Source organism: Parachlamydia sp. AcF125, assembly GCF_018342475.1.
GTDB lineage: Bacteria > Chlamydiota > Chlamydiia > Chlamydiales > Parachlamydiaceae > Parachlamydia.
Map to the genome: position 1 here is coordinate 91,225 of NZ_JAEMUD010000003.1, position 15,517 is coordinate 106,741.

Annotated in this window: 10 protein-coding genes and 1 pseudogene; 8 read left to right on the plus strand and 3 right to left on the minus strand. The window is 40.6% G+C overall.

Going from position 1 to position 15,517, the window contains the following annotated elements:
- Positions 1–91: 91 nt before the first annotated feature.
- Positions 92–907, plus strand: a complete 816-nt coding sequence (locus PARA125_RS06625) for a response regulator transcription factor (RefSeq protein WP_249274242.1) — start codon at positions 92–94, stop codon at positions 905–907.
- Positions 908–1,206: 299 nt separating this feature from the next.
- On the opposite strand, the gene PARA125_RS06630 is transcribed toward PARA125_RS06625, so the two are convergent.
- A complete protein-coding gene (locus PARA125_RS06630) occupies positions 1,207–1,572 on the minus strand; it encodes a (2Fe-2S) ferredoxin domain-containing protein (RefSeq protein ID WP_213158011.1) in 366 nt (121 codons plus the stop codon).
- Between the two features lie 281 nt (positions 1,573–1,853).
- Here PARA125_RS06630 and tsaA point away from each other — a divergent pair, with 281 nt between their 5' ends.
- The 7 genes and pseudogenes from tsaA to PARA125_RS06665 all read left to right on the plus strand — a co-directional run bounded on the left by tsaA (position 1,854) and on the right by PARA125_RS06665 (position 11,100).
- The gene (tsaA, locus tag PARA125_RS06635) at positions 1,854–2,642 is read left to right on the plus strand and encodes a tRNA (N6-threonylcarbamoyladenosine(37)-N6)-methyltransferase TrmO (protein ID WP_249274243.1); all 789 of its coding nucleotides are present in this window, start codon (positions 1,854–1,856) and stop codon (positions 2,640–2,642) included.
- 263 nt (positions 2,643–2,905) lie between these two features.
- A pseudogene (locus PARA125_RS06640) lies at positions 2,906–3,732 on the plus strand (IS5 family transposase).
- Positions 3,733–4,080: 348 nt separating this feature from the next.
- Positions 4,081–6,141: a leucine-rich repeat domain-containing protein gene (locus PARA125_RS06645; protein ID WP_213158012.1), complete on the plus strand. Its 2,061-nt coding sequence runs from the start codon at positions 4,081–4,083 to the stop codon at positions 6,139–6,141.
- A 355-nt stretch (positions 6,142–6,496) separates the two neighbouring features.
- Positions 6,497–8,557 carry a leucine-rich repeat domain-containing protein gene (locus tag PARA125_RS06650; RefSeq protein ID WP_213158014.1) on the plus strand — a complete coding sequence of 687 codons (2,061 nt, stop codon included), beginning with the start codon at positions 6,497–6,499 and terminating at the stop codon, positions 8,555–8,557.
- Positions 8,558–8,908: 351 nt separating this feature from the next.
- Positions 8,909–9,400, plus strand: a complete 492-nt coding sequence (locus tag PARA125_RS06655; protein ID WP_213158016.1) for a hypothetical protein — start codon at positions 8,909–8,911, stop codon at positions 9,398–9,400.
- Positions 9,397–10,281 carry a leucine-rich repeat domain-containing protein gene (locus PARA125_RS06660; RefSeq protein ID WP_349305711.1) on the plus strand — a complete coding sequence of 295 codons (885 nt, stop codon included), beginning with the start codon at positions 9,397–9,399 and terminating at the stop codon, positions 10,279–10,281. Before PARA125_RS06655 ends, PARA125_RS06660 begins: the two co-directional genes overlap by 4 nt.
- Before the next feature lie 306 nt (positions 10,282–10,587).
- Positions 10,588–11,100: a leucine-rich repeat domain-containing protein gene (locus tag PARA125_RS06665; RefSeq protein ID WP_213158019.1), complete on the plus strand. Its 513-nt coding sequence runs from the start codon at positions 10,588–10,590 to the stop codon at positions 11,098–11,100.
- A gap of 935 nt (positions 11,101–12,035) precedes the next feature.
- On the opposite strand, the gene PARA125_RS06670 is transcribed toward PARA125_RS06665, so the two are convergent.
- Both PARA125_RS06670 and PARA125_RS06675 read right to left on the minus strand, forming a co-directional pair.
- Entirely contained in the window at positions 12,036–12,509 is a 474-nt protein-coding gene (locus PARA125_RS06670; protein WP_213158020.1) for a nucleotide triphosphate diphosphatase NUDT15, read from the minus strand.
- Between the two features lie 146 nt (positions 12,510–12,655).
- Positions 12,656–14,935, minus strand: coding sequence for a bifunctional SulP family inorganic anion transporter/carbonic anhydrase (locus PARA125_RS06675; protein ID WP_213158021.1), 2,280 nt, complete (start codon positions 14,933–14,935; stop codon positions 12,656–12,658).
- Positions 14,936–15,517: the final 582 nt, after the last annotated feature.

Below are 15,517 nucleotides of genomic sequence, written 5' to 3' on the forward strand. Positions count from 1 at the left end.
AAGAGTATTAAATCACACATTAGTAGAGTATAAAATGCTTATTAGCAAAATTTTTGTTGAAAAAATCAATTACCTTAAATAAAATCGGGCCATGAATTGTTATAATGAGATGCTCAAAAAGATTACTTCTTCTCCCTATCATCATAAGATGTTGCAGTTTGCAGCACCTTTAAATGACCATTTGGGAATTAACCATTTTTGGTATTATCGCATTACTTTTTCAGGTCATTATTGTTACGTTGGCACAAACAGTGCCTGGAACGAATTCTGCTTTGAAAACCAAATGTATATTCATTTTCCCTGCTTACGTCATCCCAAAACATTGCAAAACGGCCTCAGCTTGATGAAGGCCAGCGAAGACCCAAGCTATCAAGATGTTTTAAAAACAGCCTGGGAAAAATTTAACATTAATTTTAATATTAATCTTCAAAAAATTACGCCCTATGGAATCGAAGCATTTGGCTTTGCAACTCGCTTTAATGATTTAAAAGCTGAAGAACGTTTAATTAATGACCTCCCTGTGCTACGCAATTTCATTAAAGTTTTTAAAGAAAGAAACGAGAAACTTTTTTGCTTACTTGATGAATGTCAGCTTCACCTTCCGTCACAAGTGGGCTCGAAATTTTATGAGCAGCCTAAAACTCTCATTTTTCCCAGCCAACATCAACTCTTTATGGAAAAGATAGGATTCCGCCCTCCCCTTTCGCTAACCCCACGAGAAAAAGATATTCTAAGGTTTATTGCCAGCGGATATCCAGCTTCCTATATTGCTGAGCAGCTACGCTTAAGCCAAAGAACCGTCGAAAATTATATTGCGACTTTAAAATGCAAGCTTTCCTGCTCTTCCAAAGTTGAGCTCATTCAAGAAGCGCAAAAATTAGCTCTAACCGAGTGCGATTCGATATAGAACAGCAAGGCTGCCTGTAAAAGCGGATATTTAGATTTTTAAATATTTAAGTAAACCTAGGGTGCCGATTAGTGACAAGGGTTTCATTTCATCCGGACAATATCCACTTTTCACTACCTTTTTAAGCACTTAAATGCTTTTTTTCTTGCAAGATTCTTATGCGGAGAAGAGCCTATCAAACAACAGATTTTTTTTCTAGCTGCTTTCTATTTATCCAGTAGCATGAGCGGTTGGGAGACCTAATGAGAGAATTTGCCGCCGCAAACCTTACTTTGCCTTTCATTAAGAAAAAAACACAGCTAGGTCGCTCGACATCTAGCTAAGACGTATTCTTCAACAGGATTGCCCTTGATAAGATGTTCCTGAATGATCCTTTCAAGAACTTGGGGCGTGCATGAATGATACCATATACCGTCTGGGTAAACAACCGCGATAGGCCCTTTCGTACAAACTCTTAAACAATCTGCTTTCGAGCGATAAATCCCGCCGGATTCGCTTAAGTTGAGTTCTTTTAGCCTGTTTTTGAGATATTCCCAGGATTCAATCCCTTCTGCAGTTTGACAGCATTTGGGATTTTTGGGATCGCAACATATAAAAATGTGCCGCTTAATTTGGTTAATTCCTAATCTTTCCAAAATAGCTTCGAGCTCGTGCTGTTGTGTCATTTTGGGACTCCTTTAAATCCAAGAGAGATTATTTTACCGGATCGAGATCATCCGATCAATCTTTAGAACAGCAAAGTTTGGGTCTCCTCTATCTCCATCGATCTCTTCTAAATCCTCCTGCTTGATATTCCAACTGCTTATAAGATCTATAGGTTCAGCGAAGCCTCAAAGTTAAGGCAATGTTTGATGGAATCTATTAGTAAAATTGACTAAAATAGACTTTGTAAAATTTTCCGTCTCCTCAACTAAATCTGGAACGTGAGGAAACGCTCAAGTTAAAAATGATGTCAAATTTTATGCAATTTAAACCGATTGGCTATTTTTTTTCTTCTCAGCATGAAAAATACATGGTTCCGCGCCAAGCTGAATTAGGTTCACTTAGCGGATACGTGTTACTGGAACCCGGCCAAAATTTTGACCAAGCTGTGGAGGATCTAGCCGGCTTTGAAAGAATCTGGCTGATCTATTGTTTCCACCTTAATCACAGCTGGAAACCTAAAGTTAAAACCCCTCGTGGAGGCCAAAAACGGGGAGTGTTTGCCACCCGTTCTCCTCATCGCCCTAATCCTATCGGCCTCTCATGTGTCGAGCTGTTAGCGATTCAGGGGAGAAAATTGATGATTGCTAAAAGTGATCTACTCAATGAAACTCCTATCCTAGATATTAAGCCTTACATCTGTTATGCAGACGCTTTTTTAAACATCCAGCAGGGATGGGCTGGGGATTCCAAGCCTCCCAATCCTCCGTTTTCAATCAAATGGTCGCCCCTTGCCATTCAACAAGCCGCTTTTATTGCCAAAGAAACCTCTTTTGATCTACAAAAAGCGATTGAATTCCGTTTGTCAGATAATCCTTATCCTTTTCCCAACCACCGCATCACCCATATAAGTGAAAATCGATTCATACTAGCTTGTAAAACCTGGCGTATCCAATACACTATCACCGATTTTGAAATCTTCATCGAATTTATCTATTCGGGTTATGACCCAGAAACCCTGGCAGGACTTAAACCCTCAAAATGGGAAGATGTCTATCTCCACCGCAAATTTATTCAAATTTTTTGCAAATAAAACCTACTCGCAAATTCGTTTGCCCACCTCTACCATGGCAGCCTGTAACTGAAACATTTTTTTGGATATTATCCTTTCCCTGAGGAATATGGAGAGTAATTATTTTTTTATAAAGAGCCGGCATGACAGCATTAACTAGTAGGAAGTGCCAGTGCTTGCAGACGCTAAATAAGGGAGAAGTTGCACAAGCCACGAAAAACTAGAGCTCTTTCGAAATTAAGTTCATTTAGTATACTCGCCTTATTTTAGGTGAGCGAGGTGCAATGAAATTTGAAATAGTAAAGGATTTAAACGATGAAAAGTTTCGTCGTCTAACGGGTGTTAAGCGATCTACATTCAATAAGATGGTAAACATCTTAGAACAATCAATAAAAAGCAAAAATTTTAATAGCGGAAGGAAAAAGAAGCTTAGTCTGGAAAATGCGTTGCTTATGACCCTAGAATACATGTGAGAGTATAGAACCTATTTTCATCTTAGCCAAAGCTATGGCGTAAGCGAAAGCAGTGCCTACAAAACAGTCAAATGGGTTGAAGATACCTTGTTTAAACATCCGGAATTTGCTTTACTAAGCCGTAAAGCACTTTTAAAGAGCGACATTGAATATGAAGTTGTCCTGATTGACGCCACAGAAACGCCTATTGAAAGACCAAAAAAAAGCAAAAGCATTTCTACTCAGGCAAAAAGAAAAAACACACCTTAAAGACACAGGTGGTAGTAGACAAGAAACGGCAGCAAATCATTTGCACCGCATTTTCCTTAGGGAAGCGGCATGACTTTCGGTTGTTCAAAGCGTCAAAAATTCGAATTTCTCCCTGTGTAAGTGTATTGGCTGATAGTGGATATCAAGGGCTGCAGAGATTACATACTAAGACGCAAATGCCCAAAAAAAGGAGGAAAAAGCATCCGCTCACAAAGGAGGACAAGCAAAATAACCGCCAACTTTATAGCGAACGTGTGCTTAATGAAAATATTATCGGCAGCCTGGAGCGATTTAAGATCATCTCTGACCGCTATAGAAACAGACGGAAGAAGTTCTCTCTCCGTTTTAATTTGATTGCAGGGATTCATAATCTGGAACTAACCCATTGAATTTCGAAAAAGGTCTAATGAATTTTAGTAAGATTCTAAAGGGAAATTTTCAACACAGACGGTCTTTTCCCTAATAATTGAACCCAATTATTCTCCTCACTTTAAGATAAATGTTAATTCAACTTTAATAATAAAGTTGAGCTTAAATACACTTATAAATTAGTGTCTTTTTTAAAAGAGCGATGAAAGAGAATAAAAGTTTTAAGTAAATATATTAACAAAAAACCCATATTTTATGTTTGTTTTTACAAAATAGTTCAAAGTTTATTGGAATTATTTCTAATTCCCTAGTTTTTTTAGACTATCCTAAAAAATAGAAGGCTGAAACTATCAACTTAAGAGGTAAAAATGAATTCTAACTCCTTTTCATCCATAGAAAGCTTGCCCAATGAGCTGCTTTCTCCTATTTTAGAGATTTGTATAACTCCTTCTTTATTTAGCGTCTGCAGAAGCTGGCGGATCCTGCTAGTTAATGCTGTCATGCCGGCTCTTTATAAAAAAATAGCCGCTCTCCATCTTCCCCAGGGAAAGAATGACATACCCAAAGCGCTTATATTGGATAAAATTTACAAACTAGAATCTGAGCTTACCACTGCAGAAAAAGTGAAACAAATTTTTAAGCAAGTTTTTAGCTTAGCTCGCTCTTTATCTCCCCTGGAATTTCACCTCGCCATAGAAAAAAAGAAAGATTTAACAATAGCTAACTACTCTTCTTACCTTCTTAACATTAATCGACTTTTGCTTTGGAAAAAGCTTCCTGGAGGGGATGCATACTTGAGGCGCGAAGAAATTAAAACTTTATCCTTGGAAAAAAAAGGAGGGCTTCTCCGAGAATGGATAAGAGAATATGAAAACTTAACTGTGCTAGATTTATCTCAAGCAGGCCTAACCTATTTACCACCAGAAATAGGCCAACTGTCCCAGTTAAAAGAGCTTGACTTAAGATATAACAAGCTCGCTACCCTTCCTGCTTATATAGGAAAATTAACACGGCTAGAAAGGCTGAGATTAGGCAAAAATCAGCTCTCTAGCCTTCCTAACGAAATAGGCCAGCTATCGGGCCTGCAGAAACTTAACTTACAAGACAACCAGCTCTCTAGCCTTCCTAAAGAGATAGGACAGCTATCGCGCCTGCAGGATCTTGACTTACAATATAATCAGCTCTCTAGCCTCCCTGAAGAGATAGGCCAGCTATCGGGGCTGAGAAATCTTTACTTACAACACAATCAGCTCTCTAGCCTTCCTGAAGAGATAGGACAGCTATCGGGACTGCCGGATCTTGACTTACAACACAATCAGCTCTCTAGCCTTCCTGAAGAGATAGGACAGCTATCGGGCCTGCAGAAACTTAACTTACAACACAACCAGCTCTCTAGCCTTCCTGAAGAGATAGGACAGCTATCGGGCCTGCAGAAACTTAACTTACAGCACAACCAGCTCTCTAGCCTTCCTGAAGAGATAGGACAGCTATCGGGCCTGCAGAAACTTAACTTACAACACAACCAACTCTCTAGCCTTCCTAAAGAGATAGGACAGCTATCGGGGCTGAGAAATCTTTACTTAGAACACAACCAGCTCTCTAGCCTTCCTGAAGAGATAGGCCAGCTATCGGGCCTGCCGGATCTTTACTTACAACACAACCAGCTCTCTAGCCTTCCTAAAGGGATAGGCCTGCTATCGAGGCTGAGAAATCTTTACTTAGAACACAACCAGCTCTCTAGCCTTCCTGAAGAGATAGGCCAGCTATCGGGGCTGTACCATCTTTACTTAGAACACAACCAGCTCTCTAGCCTTCCTAAAGAGATAGGACAGCTATCGGGGTTGGACCATCTTAACTTACAGCACAACCAGCTCTCTAGCCTTCCTGAAGAGATAGGCCTGCTATCGGGGCTGAGAAATCTTTACTTAGAACACAACCAGCTCACTAGCCTTCCTGAAAAGATAGGCCAGCTATCGGGGCTGTACCATCTTTACTTAGAACACAACCAGCTCTCTAGCCTTCCTAAAGAGATAGGACAGCTATCGAAACTGGGAACTCTTAATTTACAATACAACCAGCTCTCTAGCCTTCCTAAAGAGATAGGACAGCTATCGCGCCTGCGGTATCTTGGCTTACAACACAATCAGCTCTCTAGCCTTCCTAAAGAGATAGGCCAGCTATCATACCTACAGCATCTTTACTTACAACACAACCAGCTCTCTAACCTTCCTAAAGAGATAGGCCAGCTATCGCGCCTGCAGCATCTTGAGTTACAACACAATCAGCTCACTAACCTTCCTGAAGAGATAACGCAGCTGTCTCAATTAGAGAAGCTTGTTTTAACTGAAAACGCGCTCGCTAACCTTTCTGTAGGGATAAAGCAGCTACCTGCATTAAAGGAGCTTAATTTGGAAGAAAACCTGTTATGAAATATTCGACATAAAACCCGTTCAATGCTTTTTTGCATGTGAGCTTGGAATAGCGCTCCCTGTTAAGCTTGCCCCCATTCTTAATCTCCTGTGCCGCTCTTTAGTGCAAACGCTAGTATCCCTACGCAAATTGCAGATAGGGTAAAAACCAAAACAAGGGGTCTATTGGCCATTAACGAAATGAAAGATAAGGGTAAGAGTGAAAACAATAGCATATTGGCCGCAAGAAATTCTCCTTTAAGCTTGTTTTTACGAAATACGTTAAAGCTTGCTGAAATTGGCTTTACTTTTTCTATTTTTTTTAGGCTATCCAAAAAATATCCAGATTAAAAAACCACCAAGTTAAGAGGTAAAAATGAATTCTAACCCTTTTTTATCCCTGGAAAGCTTGCCCAATGAGTTGCTTTCCCCTATTTTAGAGACTTGTGCAACACCTTCCTTATTTAGCGTCTGCAGAAAATGGCGGGTCCTGCTAGTTAATGCTGTCATGCCAGCTCTTTATAAAAAAATAGCTGCCATCCATATGCCCCAGGTAAAGGATGATATCCAAAGAACGGCTATGTTGGATAAAACTTACCAACTAAAATCTGAGCTTACCCCTGCGGAAAAAGTGAATCAAATTTTTAAGCAAGTTTTTAGCCTGGCGTGCTCTTTATCTCCTCAGGAATTTCAACACGCCATAGAAAAAAAGAAAGATTTAACGATAGCTAATTACTCTTCTTACCTTCTTAACATTAATCGCCTTTTGCTGTGGAAAAAACTTCCTGGTGGGGATGAATATTTGAGACGCGAAGAAATTAAATTTTTATCCTTGGAAAAAAAAGGAGAGCTCCTCCGAGAATGGATAGGAGAAAATTGCGAGAACTTAACTGAGCTAGATTTATCTCAAGTAGGCCTGACCTATTTACCGTCAGAAATAGGGCAACTGTCCCATATACAAAGGCTTAATTTACAAGGGAACAGGCTTGCTACCCTTCCTGCGGAGATAGGACAATTGGCCCAGCTAGAGGAGCTAAGCTTAGACCAAAACCAGCTCACCAACCTTCCAACAGAGATAGAACAGCTGGTTGAGCTGCAAGGACTTTTTTTAAACCAGAATCAGCTAACCACTTTTCCTGCAGAGATAACACTGCTGTCCCAGTTGCGAGTGCTTGATTTAGAAGATAACAAGCTCTCTAGCCTACCGCTAAAAATAGGACAGCTGATCCAATTAGAACAGCTTTGCTTAAGCCAAAATCAGTTTACAGATTTTCCAGTAGAGATAACGCAGTTATCTCAGTTGCAAGCACTTGATTTACAAAGGAACAAACTCATTAGTCTTCCAACGGAGATTGGGCTGCTATCTCAGCTTAGGCAGCTTAGCTTAAGCCAAAATCAGTTCACCGATTTTCCCTTAGAGATAAGGCAGCTATCTCAGTTGCAAAAACTTGATTTACAAGGAAACAAACTCATCAGCCTTCCAGCGGAGATTGGGCTGCTATTTCAGCTTAGGCAGCTTAGCTTAAGCCAAAATCAGTTCATAGATTTTCCCTTAGAGATAAGGCAGCTATCTCAGTTGCAAAAACTTGATTTACAAGGAAACAAACTCATTAGTCTTCCAGCAGAGATTGGACTGCTATCTCAGCTCAGGGAGCTTCATTTAAAACATAATCGGCTTGCTATCCTTCCTGAAGAGATAGGGCAGCTGTCTCAGCTGCAAGTGCTTGACTTGCAAGGGAACAAACTTACTACCCTTCCAGTGGGAATAGGGCGGTTGCCTCAATTGCAAAGGCTTGATTTAGAAGATAATCAAATCGCTATCCTTCCCACGGAGATAGGGCGGCTAACTCGGCTGATTCAATTTCGCTTAAAACATAATCAGCTCGCTATCCTTCCTGCAGAGATAGGGCAGCTGTCTCAGTTACAAGTGCTTGATTTAGATGATAATAATCTCACTGACCTTCCAGCGGAGATAGGGCAGCTGTTCCAGCTAGGGGTGCTTAGCTTAAGCCAAAATCGGTTAAGGACCTTTCCTACAGTAATGCAGCTGTCTCGGCTGCTAGTGCTTGACTTAAGCTATAACCAGCTCACTAGTGTTTGTGAAGAGATAAAACATCTGACCCAGCTAGAGGGACTTGACTTAAGAAAAAACCAACTTGCTAGTCTTCCAAAAGAGATAGGACAGCTGACTCAGTTAAAGTGGCTGGACTTAAGCCAAAACCAACTCACCAGCCTTCCAGAAGAGATAGGACAGCTATCTCGGTTGCAAGCGCTTATTTTAAAAGATAACAAGCTCACTAGCCTTCCTGAAGAGATAACGCACCTGTCCCAACTAGAAATACTTGATTTAACTGAAAACACGCTCGCTAACCTTCCTGTAGGGATAAGGCGGCTACCTGCATTAAAGGAGCTTAATTTGGAGGAAAACCTGTTATGAAGTATTCAGCACAAAAGCCGCTCAATGCTTTTATGCATGGGAGCGTGGAATAGCGCTCCCTGTTATGCTTGCCCCATTCTTAATCACCTAAGCCGCTCTTTAGAACAAGCGCTAGTGCTTACATAAGTGGTAGATAAGGTAAAAGACAAAAAAAGGGGCCTATTGGCCATTAACGAAATGAAAGATAAGGGTAAGAGTAAAGCCAATAACATATTGTCTGCAAGAAAACCTTGTTTAAATTTGCTTTTATGAAATGCGTCACAGCTGGTTGAAATTGGCTTTACTTTTCTTTGTTTTTTTAGGCTACCCAAAAAATATACAGATTAAAAACCATCAACTTAAGAGGTAAAAATGAATTCTAACCCTTTTTTATCCCTGGAAAGCTTGCCCAATGAATTGCTCTATCCTATTTTAGAGACTTGCGCAACCCCTTCCTTATTTAGCGTCTGCAGAAGTTGGCGGATTCTGCTAGTTAATGCTGTCATGCCGGCTCTTTATAGAAAAATAGCTGCTCTCCATATTCCCCAGGGAAAGAATGATATTCAAAAAACGGCTATATTGGATCAAATTTACCAACTAAAATCTGAGCTTACCCCCGCAGAAAAAGTGAACCAAATTTTTAAGCAAGTTTTTAGCTTAGCAGACTCTTTATCTTCTAAGGAATTTAGACAGACAGTAGAAGAAAGGAGAGATTTAACAATAGCTAACTATTCTTCTTACCTTCTTAACATTAATCGCCTTTTGCTTTGGAAAAAGCTTCCTGGCGGGGAGGAATATTTAAGCCGTGAAGAAATTAAATTTTTATCCTTAGAAAAAAAGGAGAGCTTCTACGAAAATGGATAGGAGAAAATTGCGAACACTTAACCGAGCTAGTTTTATTTCAAGCAGGCTTAACCTATTTACCACCAGAAATAGGGCTGTTGCCCTACCTACAACATCTTGAATTACAAGAAAACAGTCTCACTAGTCTTCCTATAGAGATAGGACAGTTGACTCAGCTAGAGTGGCTGGATTTAAGCGAAAACCAACTCACCAGCCTTCCAAAAGGAGTAGAACAGCTGTCCCAGCTAGAAGGGCTTGGCTTAAGAAAAAATCAACTCGCTAGTCTTCCAAAAGAGATAGGGCAGCTGACTCAGTTAAATTGGCTGGACTTAAGCGAAAACCAACTCACCAGCCTTCCAAAAGAGATAGGACAGCTGGTCCAGCTAGAGGGGCTTGGCTTAAGAAAAAATCAACTCGCTAGTCTTCCAAAAGAGATAGGACAGCTGACCCAGCTAGAGGGGCTTGACTTAAGAAAAAACCAACTCGCTAGTCTTCCAAAAGAGATAGGACAGCTGGCTCAGCTAGAGGGACTGGACTTAAGCGAAAACCAACTCACCAGCCTTCCAAAAGAGATAGAACAGCTGGCCCAGTTAGAAAGGCTTTACTTAAGCTGCAACCAGTTCCTCAGCTTTCCAAAAGAGACGGGGCAGCTGCCTGGGTTGATAAAGCTTGGCTTAGAGGGTAACAAGCTTTCTAGCCTCCCAGTAGAAATAAGGCAGCTATCGAGCCTGCAGCATCTTGACTTACAACGCAATCAGCTCTCTAGCCTTCCTGCGGAGATAGGACAGCTGTCTCAGCTACGAAAGCTTGATTTAAGCCATAACCGGATCGCCAATCTTCCTGCAGGGATAAGGCAGCTACCTGCATTAAAGGAGCTTAATTTGGAGGAAAACCTGTTATGAAATATTCGGCATAAAACCCGTTCGATGCTTTTTTGCATAAGAACGTGGGATAGCGCTCCCAGTTAAGCTTGCCCCATTCTTAATCTCCTGTGCCGCTCTTTAGGGCAAGCGCTGGTGCCCATACATAAATTACAGATAAGTTAAAAGACAAAAAGTGACCTTTTGACCATTTGAGAGATGGGATTGCTAACTGCCAGTGTGACCCTCACAGGGGAAGTAAAGGTAAGGGTAAAATCAATAACATATTGGCCGCAAGAAATCCTCTTTTAAACCTGTTTTTGCGAAATACGTCACAGCTTGTTGAAATTGGCTTTACTTTTTCTATTTTTTTTACAAAAAAACCAGCTCACTAACCTTCCTGTAGAGATAGGGCAGCTGTCTGAGTTGGAATATCTTTATTTAGAAGATAACCAGCTCACCAGCCTTCCCGCAGAAATAGGACAATTGATCCAGCTACAGTGGCTTGATTTACGAAGAAACCTACTCACCAGCATTCCAGCAGAGATAGGGCAGCTGCGTAAGTTGCAAGTGGCTGAATTAAGCCATAATCAGCTCACCAGCCTTCCAACAGAGGCGGTTCAGCTAGCCCAGCTAAAACTCTTTTACTTAGACCACAATCAGTTAAAGACTTTGCCAGCAGAGATAGCACAGCTATCTCTGCTTAGGCAGCTTTGCATACAACATAACCCACTCACCAGCATTCCTATAGAAATAAGGCTGCTGTTCCAGTCACTATGTGTTGATGCAGAAGATAGCGAGGGCGAAAGCATACCCGAAGCCCCTTCTAATTCGAGCAAAAAAAGAAGACTAAATTTTTAAGCAAGCTTTTAACTTAGCTCGCTCATTATCTTCTCAACATTCATCCCCTTTTGCTTGGAAGAAAACTTCCTGGAGAATACTTAAGCCACGAAGAAGTTAAATCTTTATTCGCGGAAGGAAAAGAAGGGCTTCTTAAGTAAGATATAACAACTTCTCTAGCCTTTATGAAGAGATAAGGCTGTTGTCTCAGTTAAAAGTGCTTAAATTATAGGATTTTAATTTTAAACTTACCCAATCGCTAAAAAATGAATGACTAGACCCCCTAGCAATCGAGCGATTTTTTTTTTAAGCTTTCCCTAATCTTATATTTTAAGTTGGTTCAAAATACTGCGAGGAGGTTCATACTTGGCGAGCAAGGCGGCAAAAAACCTTTCCCCACATAAGTTAGCATTGCCTAGGATATCAGCTTGATCAACTTTTATTTTTGGAAATAAATAACGCACTAGCCAGAAGTTAAGTAAGGATGCCGCATGGTGCTTGACAGCAAAAAGGGGCGATGTTATTAAAACCCACTTTGGCAGAAATGAAACTGTCTCTATGATGGCGTTTACCTGCAATGGAGTAAATACACGCTTAACAATAATAGGCCTAGCAGAAGATTTGCCGGCCCGCTTTCATTGATTTACAATCGATTTTAATCGGCATCTTTTATTTCCGTCTTATCGATCTCCATTTTCCCTGCTGAAACTTCCTAAGCTTCCTGGCTCTGCTCTTCCATAAACCATCCCAAGAAGCAAAAAATTATCCTTTGTCGCTACATACGCCGCTGCAACGTCTATCTTAAAAGAAAATCCTTCTAATCTTTCTTCTTAAACAAATGTTTCTGCATGCATCCTACTTACTAATTTTAAGTCGGCCAATTTCCTCTTCCAAAACCATCAACGCAACTATTCGAGCGCTTATAAGACCTTTAAGGCTTTTAGATCCAGAGCTCATTAAAACTGACAATCTAATAAATCATTTAGTGGAAATTTATCTCTTAAAGAAACAATTGTCGGAAAAAGCGGTGAAGGAGGATCCTCCCAATCAAACCACTCCCATCCCTCACATTTATGAGGTTCTAACAATTGGGGTTCCCCGCTAAAACGATCCACCAAGACAAACAAGGTAATATAATGGTTTTGGCCTTGTTCCATCACATTTTCAATCCAAGGACCAAGCCTTAAGGAGATCGCATCTAGGCCTGTCTCTTCCTTTAATTCCCTACGGGCACAAGCTTCCACACTTTCTCCAAATTCCAGATGTCCTCCCGGACAAGCCCATTGCCCCTCTCCAAGAGAGCCTTTTCTTTTTCCCAACAAAATTTTTTGGTTTCTCAAGACAATCGTAGCAACTCCAATTAAAGGTCGTCTCTTTTCTGCTTGAGCACTAGTAAACCTGTGCAGGCCTAAAACTTGATCGCTTTCCATCTGGCACTTCTTTTTGGCTAAACTATTTAATGTAGAAAGGAGCAAAATAAGCTGCATGTTTCAACAATGGGCGATGGATATGTTACAAGATTGTCCCTTAGACAGAAACGATTTTATTAAAATAGTTGCACGCTTTGCTCTGGTACTTATGATTGATTTTCTTGTTGCCTTAAGCAAAGAAAAGAATCCGGCTCTGAAGCTTGAAAAAAAGAAACTTCAGCTGTACTAATATCATACATCGCTCCAACAAGAGCAATTTTCCTTTGCCTAATGAGTGCATCTAAAGTAGAGCTGTTTTTACGAATCTCTTGCATGGTTTGAAGAACATTTTTATAGGCGATTTCATTAAAATAATTTTCTTTCTGCTCAGGGCTCCAATGAGCAAACCCTTTGCAGTCGTTCACGTCAATTGACTTTTGAATCTCCATGATCAAAGAATCCAAATTCATACACCCTGTAGCTTCAGCTGCCGTCTGTTGCTTGCAAACAAAATCAACAGAGGCCTTAACAGCCCCGCAGGAAGTGTGTCCCATGACCAGAATCAACTTTGCTCCAGCTACTGCACAGCTATATTCGATACTTCCCAAAACTTTAGGGCTCACGACATTTCCAGCAATGCGTACGCTAAAGATATCGCCTAAGCTCAAATCAAAAATAAGCTCCACCGGAGAGCGAGAGTCGATGCAGCTTAAAACCACTGCCATAGGAAATTGCCCTCTGGAAGTCACATTGAGTTGCCGATCTAAATCCCGGGTTAGGCGGGTTCCCTCCCGAAAACGGAGATTGCCCTCCTGAAGGATTTCCAGGATGCGATCTGGCGTTAAATTTTTTTGCATTTCTGGGCTGCTAACATCCACATATCGGATGCGATCTTCTAATTGGGGATATTTATTTTTAAATCCTATCAGGCTGACGGCCACTTTGCGCGTTGTGGCTGTCGTATTCTGAAAATCGGTAAGTAAGTCCAAAATATCGGGGTCAATGTAATCGGTGTTATTTGCATCAATTAATACATGTCCCCCCGCAGGAATGTTTTTTAAGGTATTTTCAAGAGAAGCCCGGTTGAAAAAGCTCACTTGATTAGGCAGCTCAATATGTAACACTTCATCGCCTGTAGCATGCTTCTCTATAACTTTTTTGATAGGGCGCCTAATATTACTATGTAAAATGAAGCAAATGGAAATGCCTAAGCCAATCAAGACACCCATTAAAAGATCTGTAAACACAATCGCACTGACCGTGATGATAAAAGGCAGAAATTGATTTTTTCCTTCCCTCCACATCTGCATTAAAAGTTTTGGGCTAGCCAGCTTTAGCCCTGTAATTAAAAGAATGGCAGCTAAAGCAGAAAGAGGAATTTGGTTTAACCAATTAGGGATTAAAATCACGCTAGCCAAAATTAAAAAGCCATGCCAGATTGCGCTAAGCTTAGTTCTTGCTCCGGCATTAATATTCACCGAGCTGCGTACAATCACGCTAGTAACAGGCAACGCCCCTATAAGCCCTGCCACAACATTCCCCATTCCCTGGGCAAATAATTCCCGATTAGGCGGGCTTATGCGCTGTAAAGGATCGATCTTATCTACAGCTTCTAAGTTTAGTAATGTCTCCAGAGAAGCAACTAAAGCAATCGTCATAGCAGCCACGTATACGGAGGAATTTTTTAGAATACTCCAATCGGGGAAGGTGAAAAAAGCAAAAGCATTATTTGCAGGATCGACTACGGGCACTTGAACGAGATGACTAGAATCTAGCATCCAATACCCACCATATTGCCTTAAAAATAAGCTGGCTATAACGCTTAAAACAATAACAACTAAAGGGGCTGGAATTTGGGAGTTCTTTAAGACCTGAAATTTGTCCCAAAATACTAATAAAAAAATTGAAAGGATACCGATCAAAGCGGCTCCTGGATGCATATCAAAAAAAGTTTCAAAAATTCCGGAAAAAGTATTTTGATTGTTAGCTTGCATAAAAGATTTATTGCCTATGGGATCCGCGTCATGGCCCAGGAGATGGGGGATTTGTTTCAAAACTAAAATAACCCCGATAGCCCACAACAAACCTTTGATTACACTAGAAGGGAAAAAAGCAGCAATAAAACCCAATTGGCTAATACTTAAGATAATTTGGATAACTCCAGCAATAACGACGGCAGCAAGGAAGGCTTCAAAAGTACCCAAATGGTGGATTTGAGCTGCTACTACAGCAGTTAATCCAGCTGCCGGTCCGCTTACACTTGTACTAGAGCCACTAAATGCACCAACGATAATCCCCCCTACAATTCCCGCTAGTATGCCGGAGAAAAGTGGGGCATTGGAGGCCAAAGCTATCCCTAAACACAAAGGCAGCGCAACAAGAAAAACGACCAGCCCTGAAATTAAATCGTATGAAAGAGTTCTCGAGAAGGAATAACGCGCCATCATTGTAAAAATTCTCCGACGAATTGCAGATAAAGCTCAATTTTTTATAAATAATTTATTTGAATCGTCTTTGTCTACCCCTTTTTTTCAAGTATTTAATCACGCCTTTAAAGAGAAAGGATTACATGTCGAAAAAAGGAAAGAAGTTGATCTTAGGGAGGAAAGAGCTATCCCCTCCCCCAAGCTCGTTAGACGAAAGGGAGAAGCGATTGCTAAAACGTCCATAAAAGCAGGTGGAGAAAAAGTAAACAAGCTGCCTATTTGATCGATCTCTCCGAATATGAAAAAGAAAAGGTAGCGCTTATCTACCTTTGTGAAAAATTGAAAAAAACCTAGAGAAAGTGGAGGGTAATTTCGAAAAATCCTAAAACAATTTTGTGCATAAATTCAGGCGTGAAAAAGTGCACTTTTTTACAAACTTTTTATTAACGCGCCAGGATTGATTAACAGTGGGGATAAAGGAAGCGAGCTGTCATTAAAGGGAATGGATAGTAAATGTTTATTTTTCTATTTTCTTAAGGTGGCTAGACCCACTTTTCTTCCACTTCTGGAATTTTTGAATATTTTCCACCGTTTTCTCCCTCA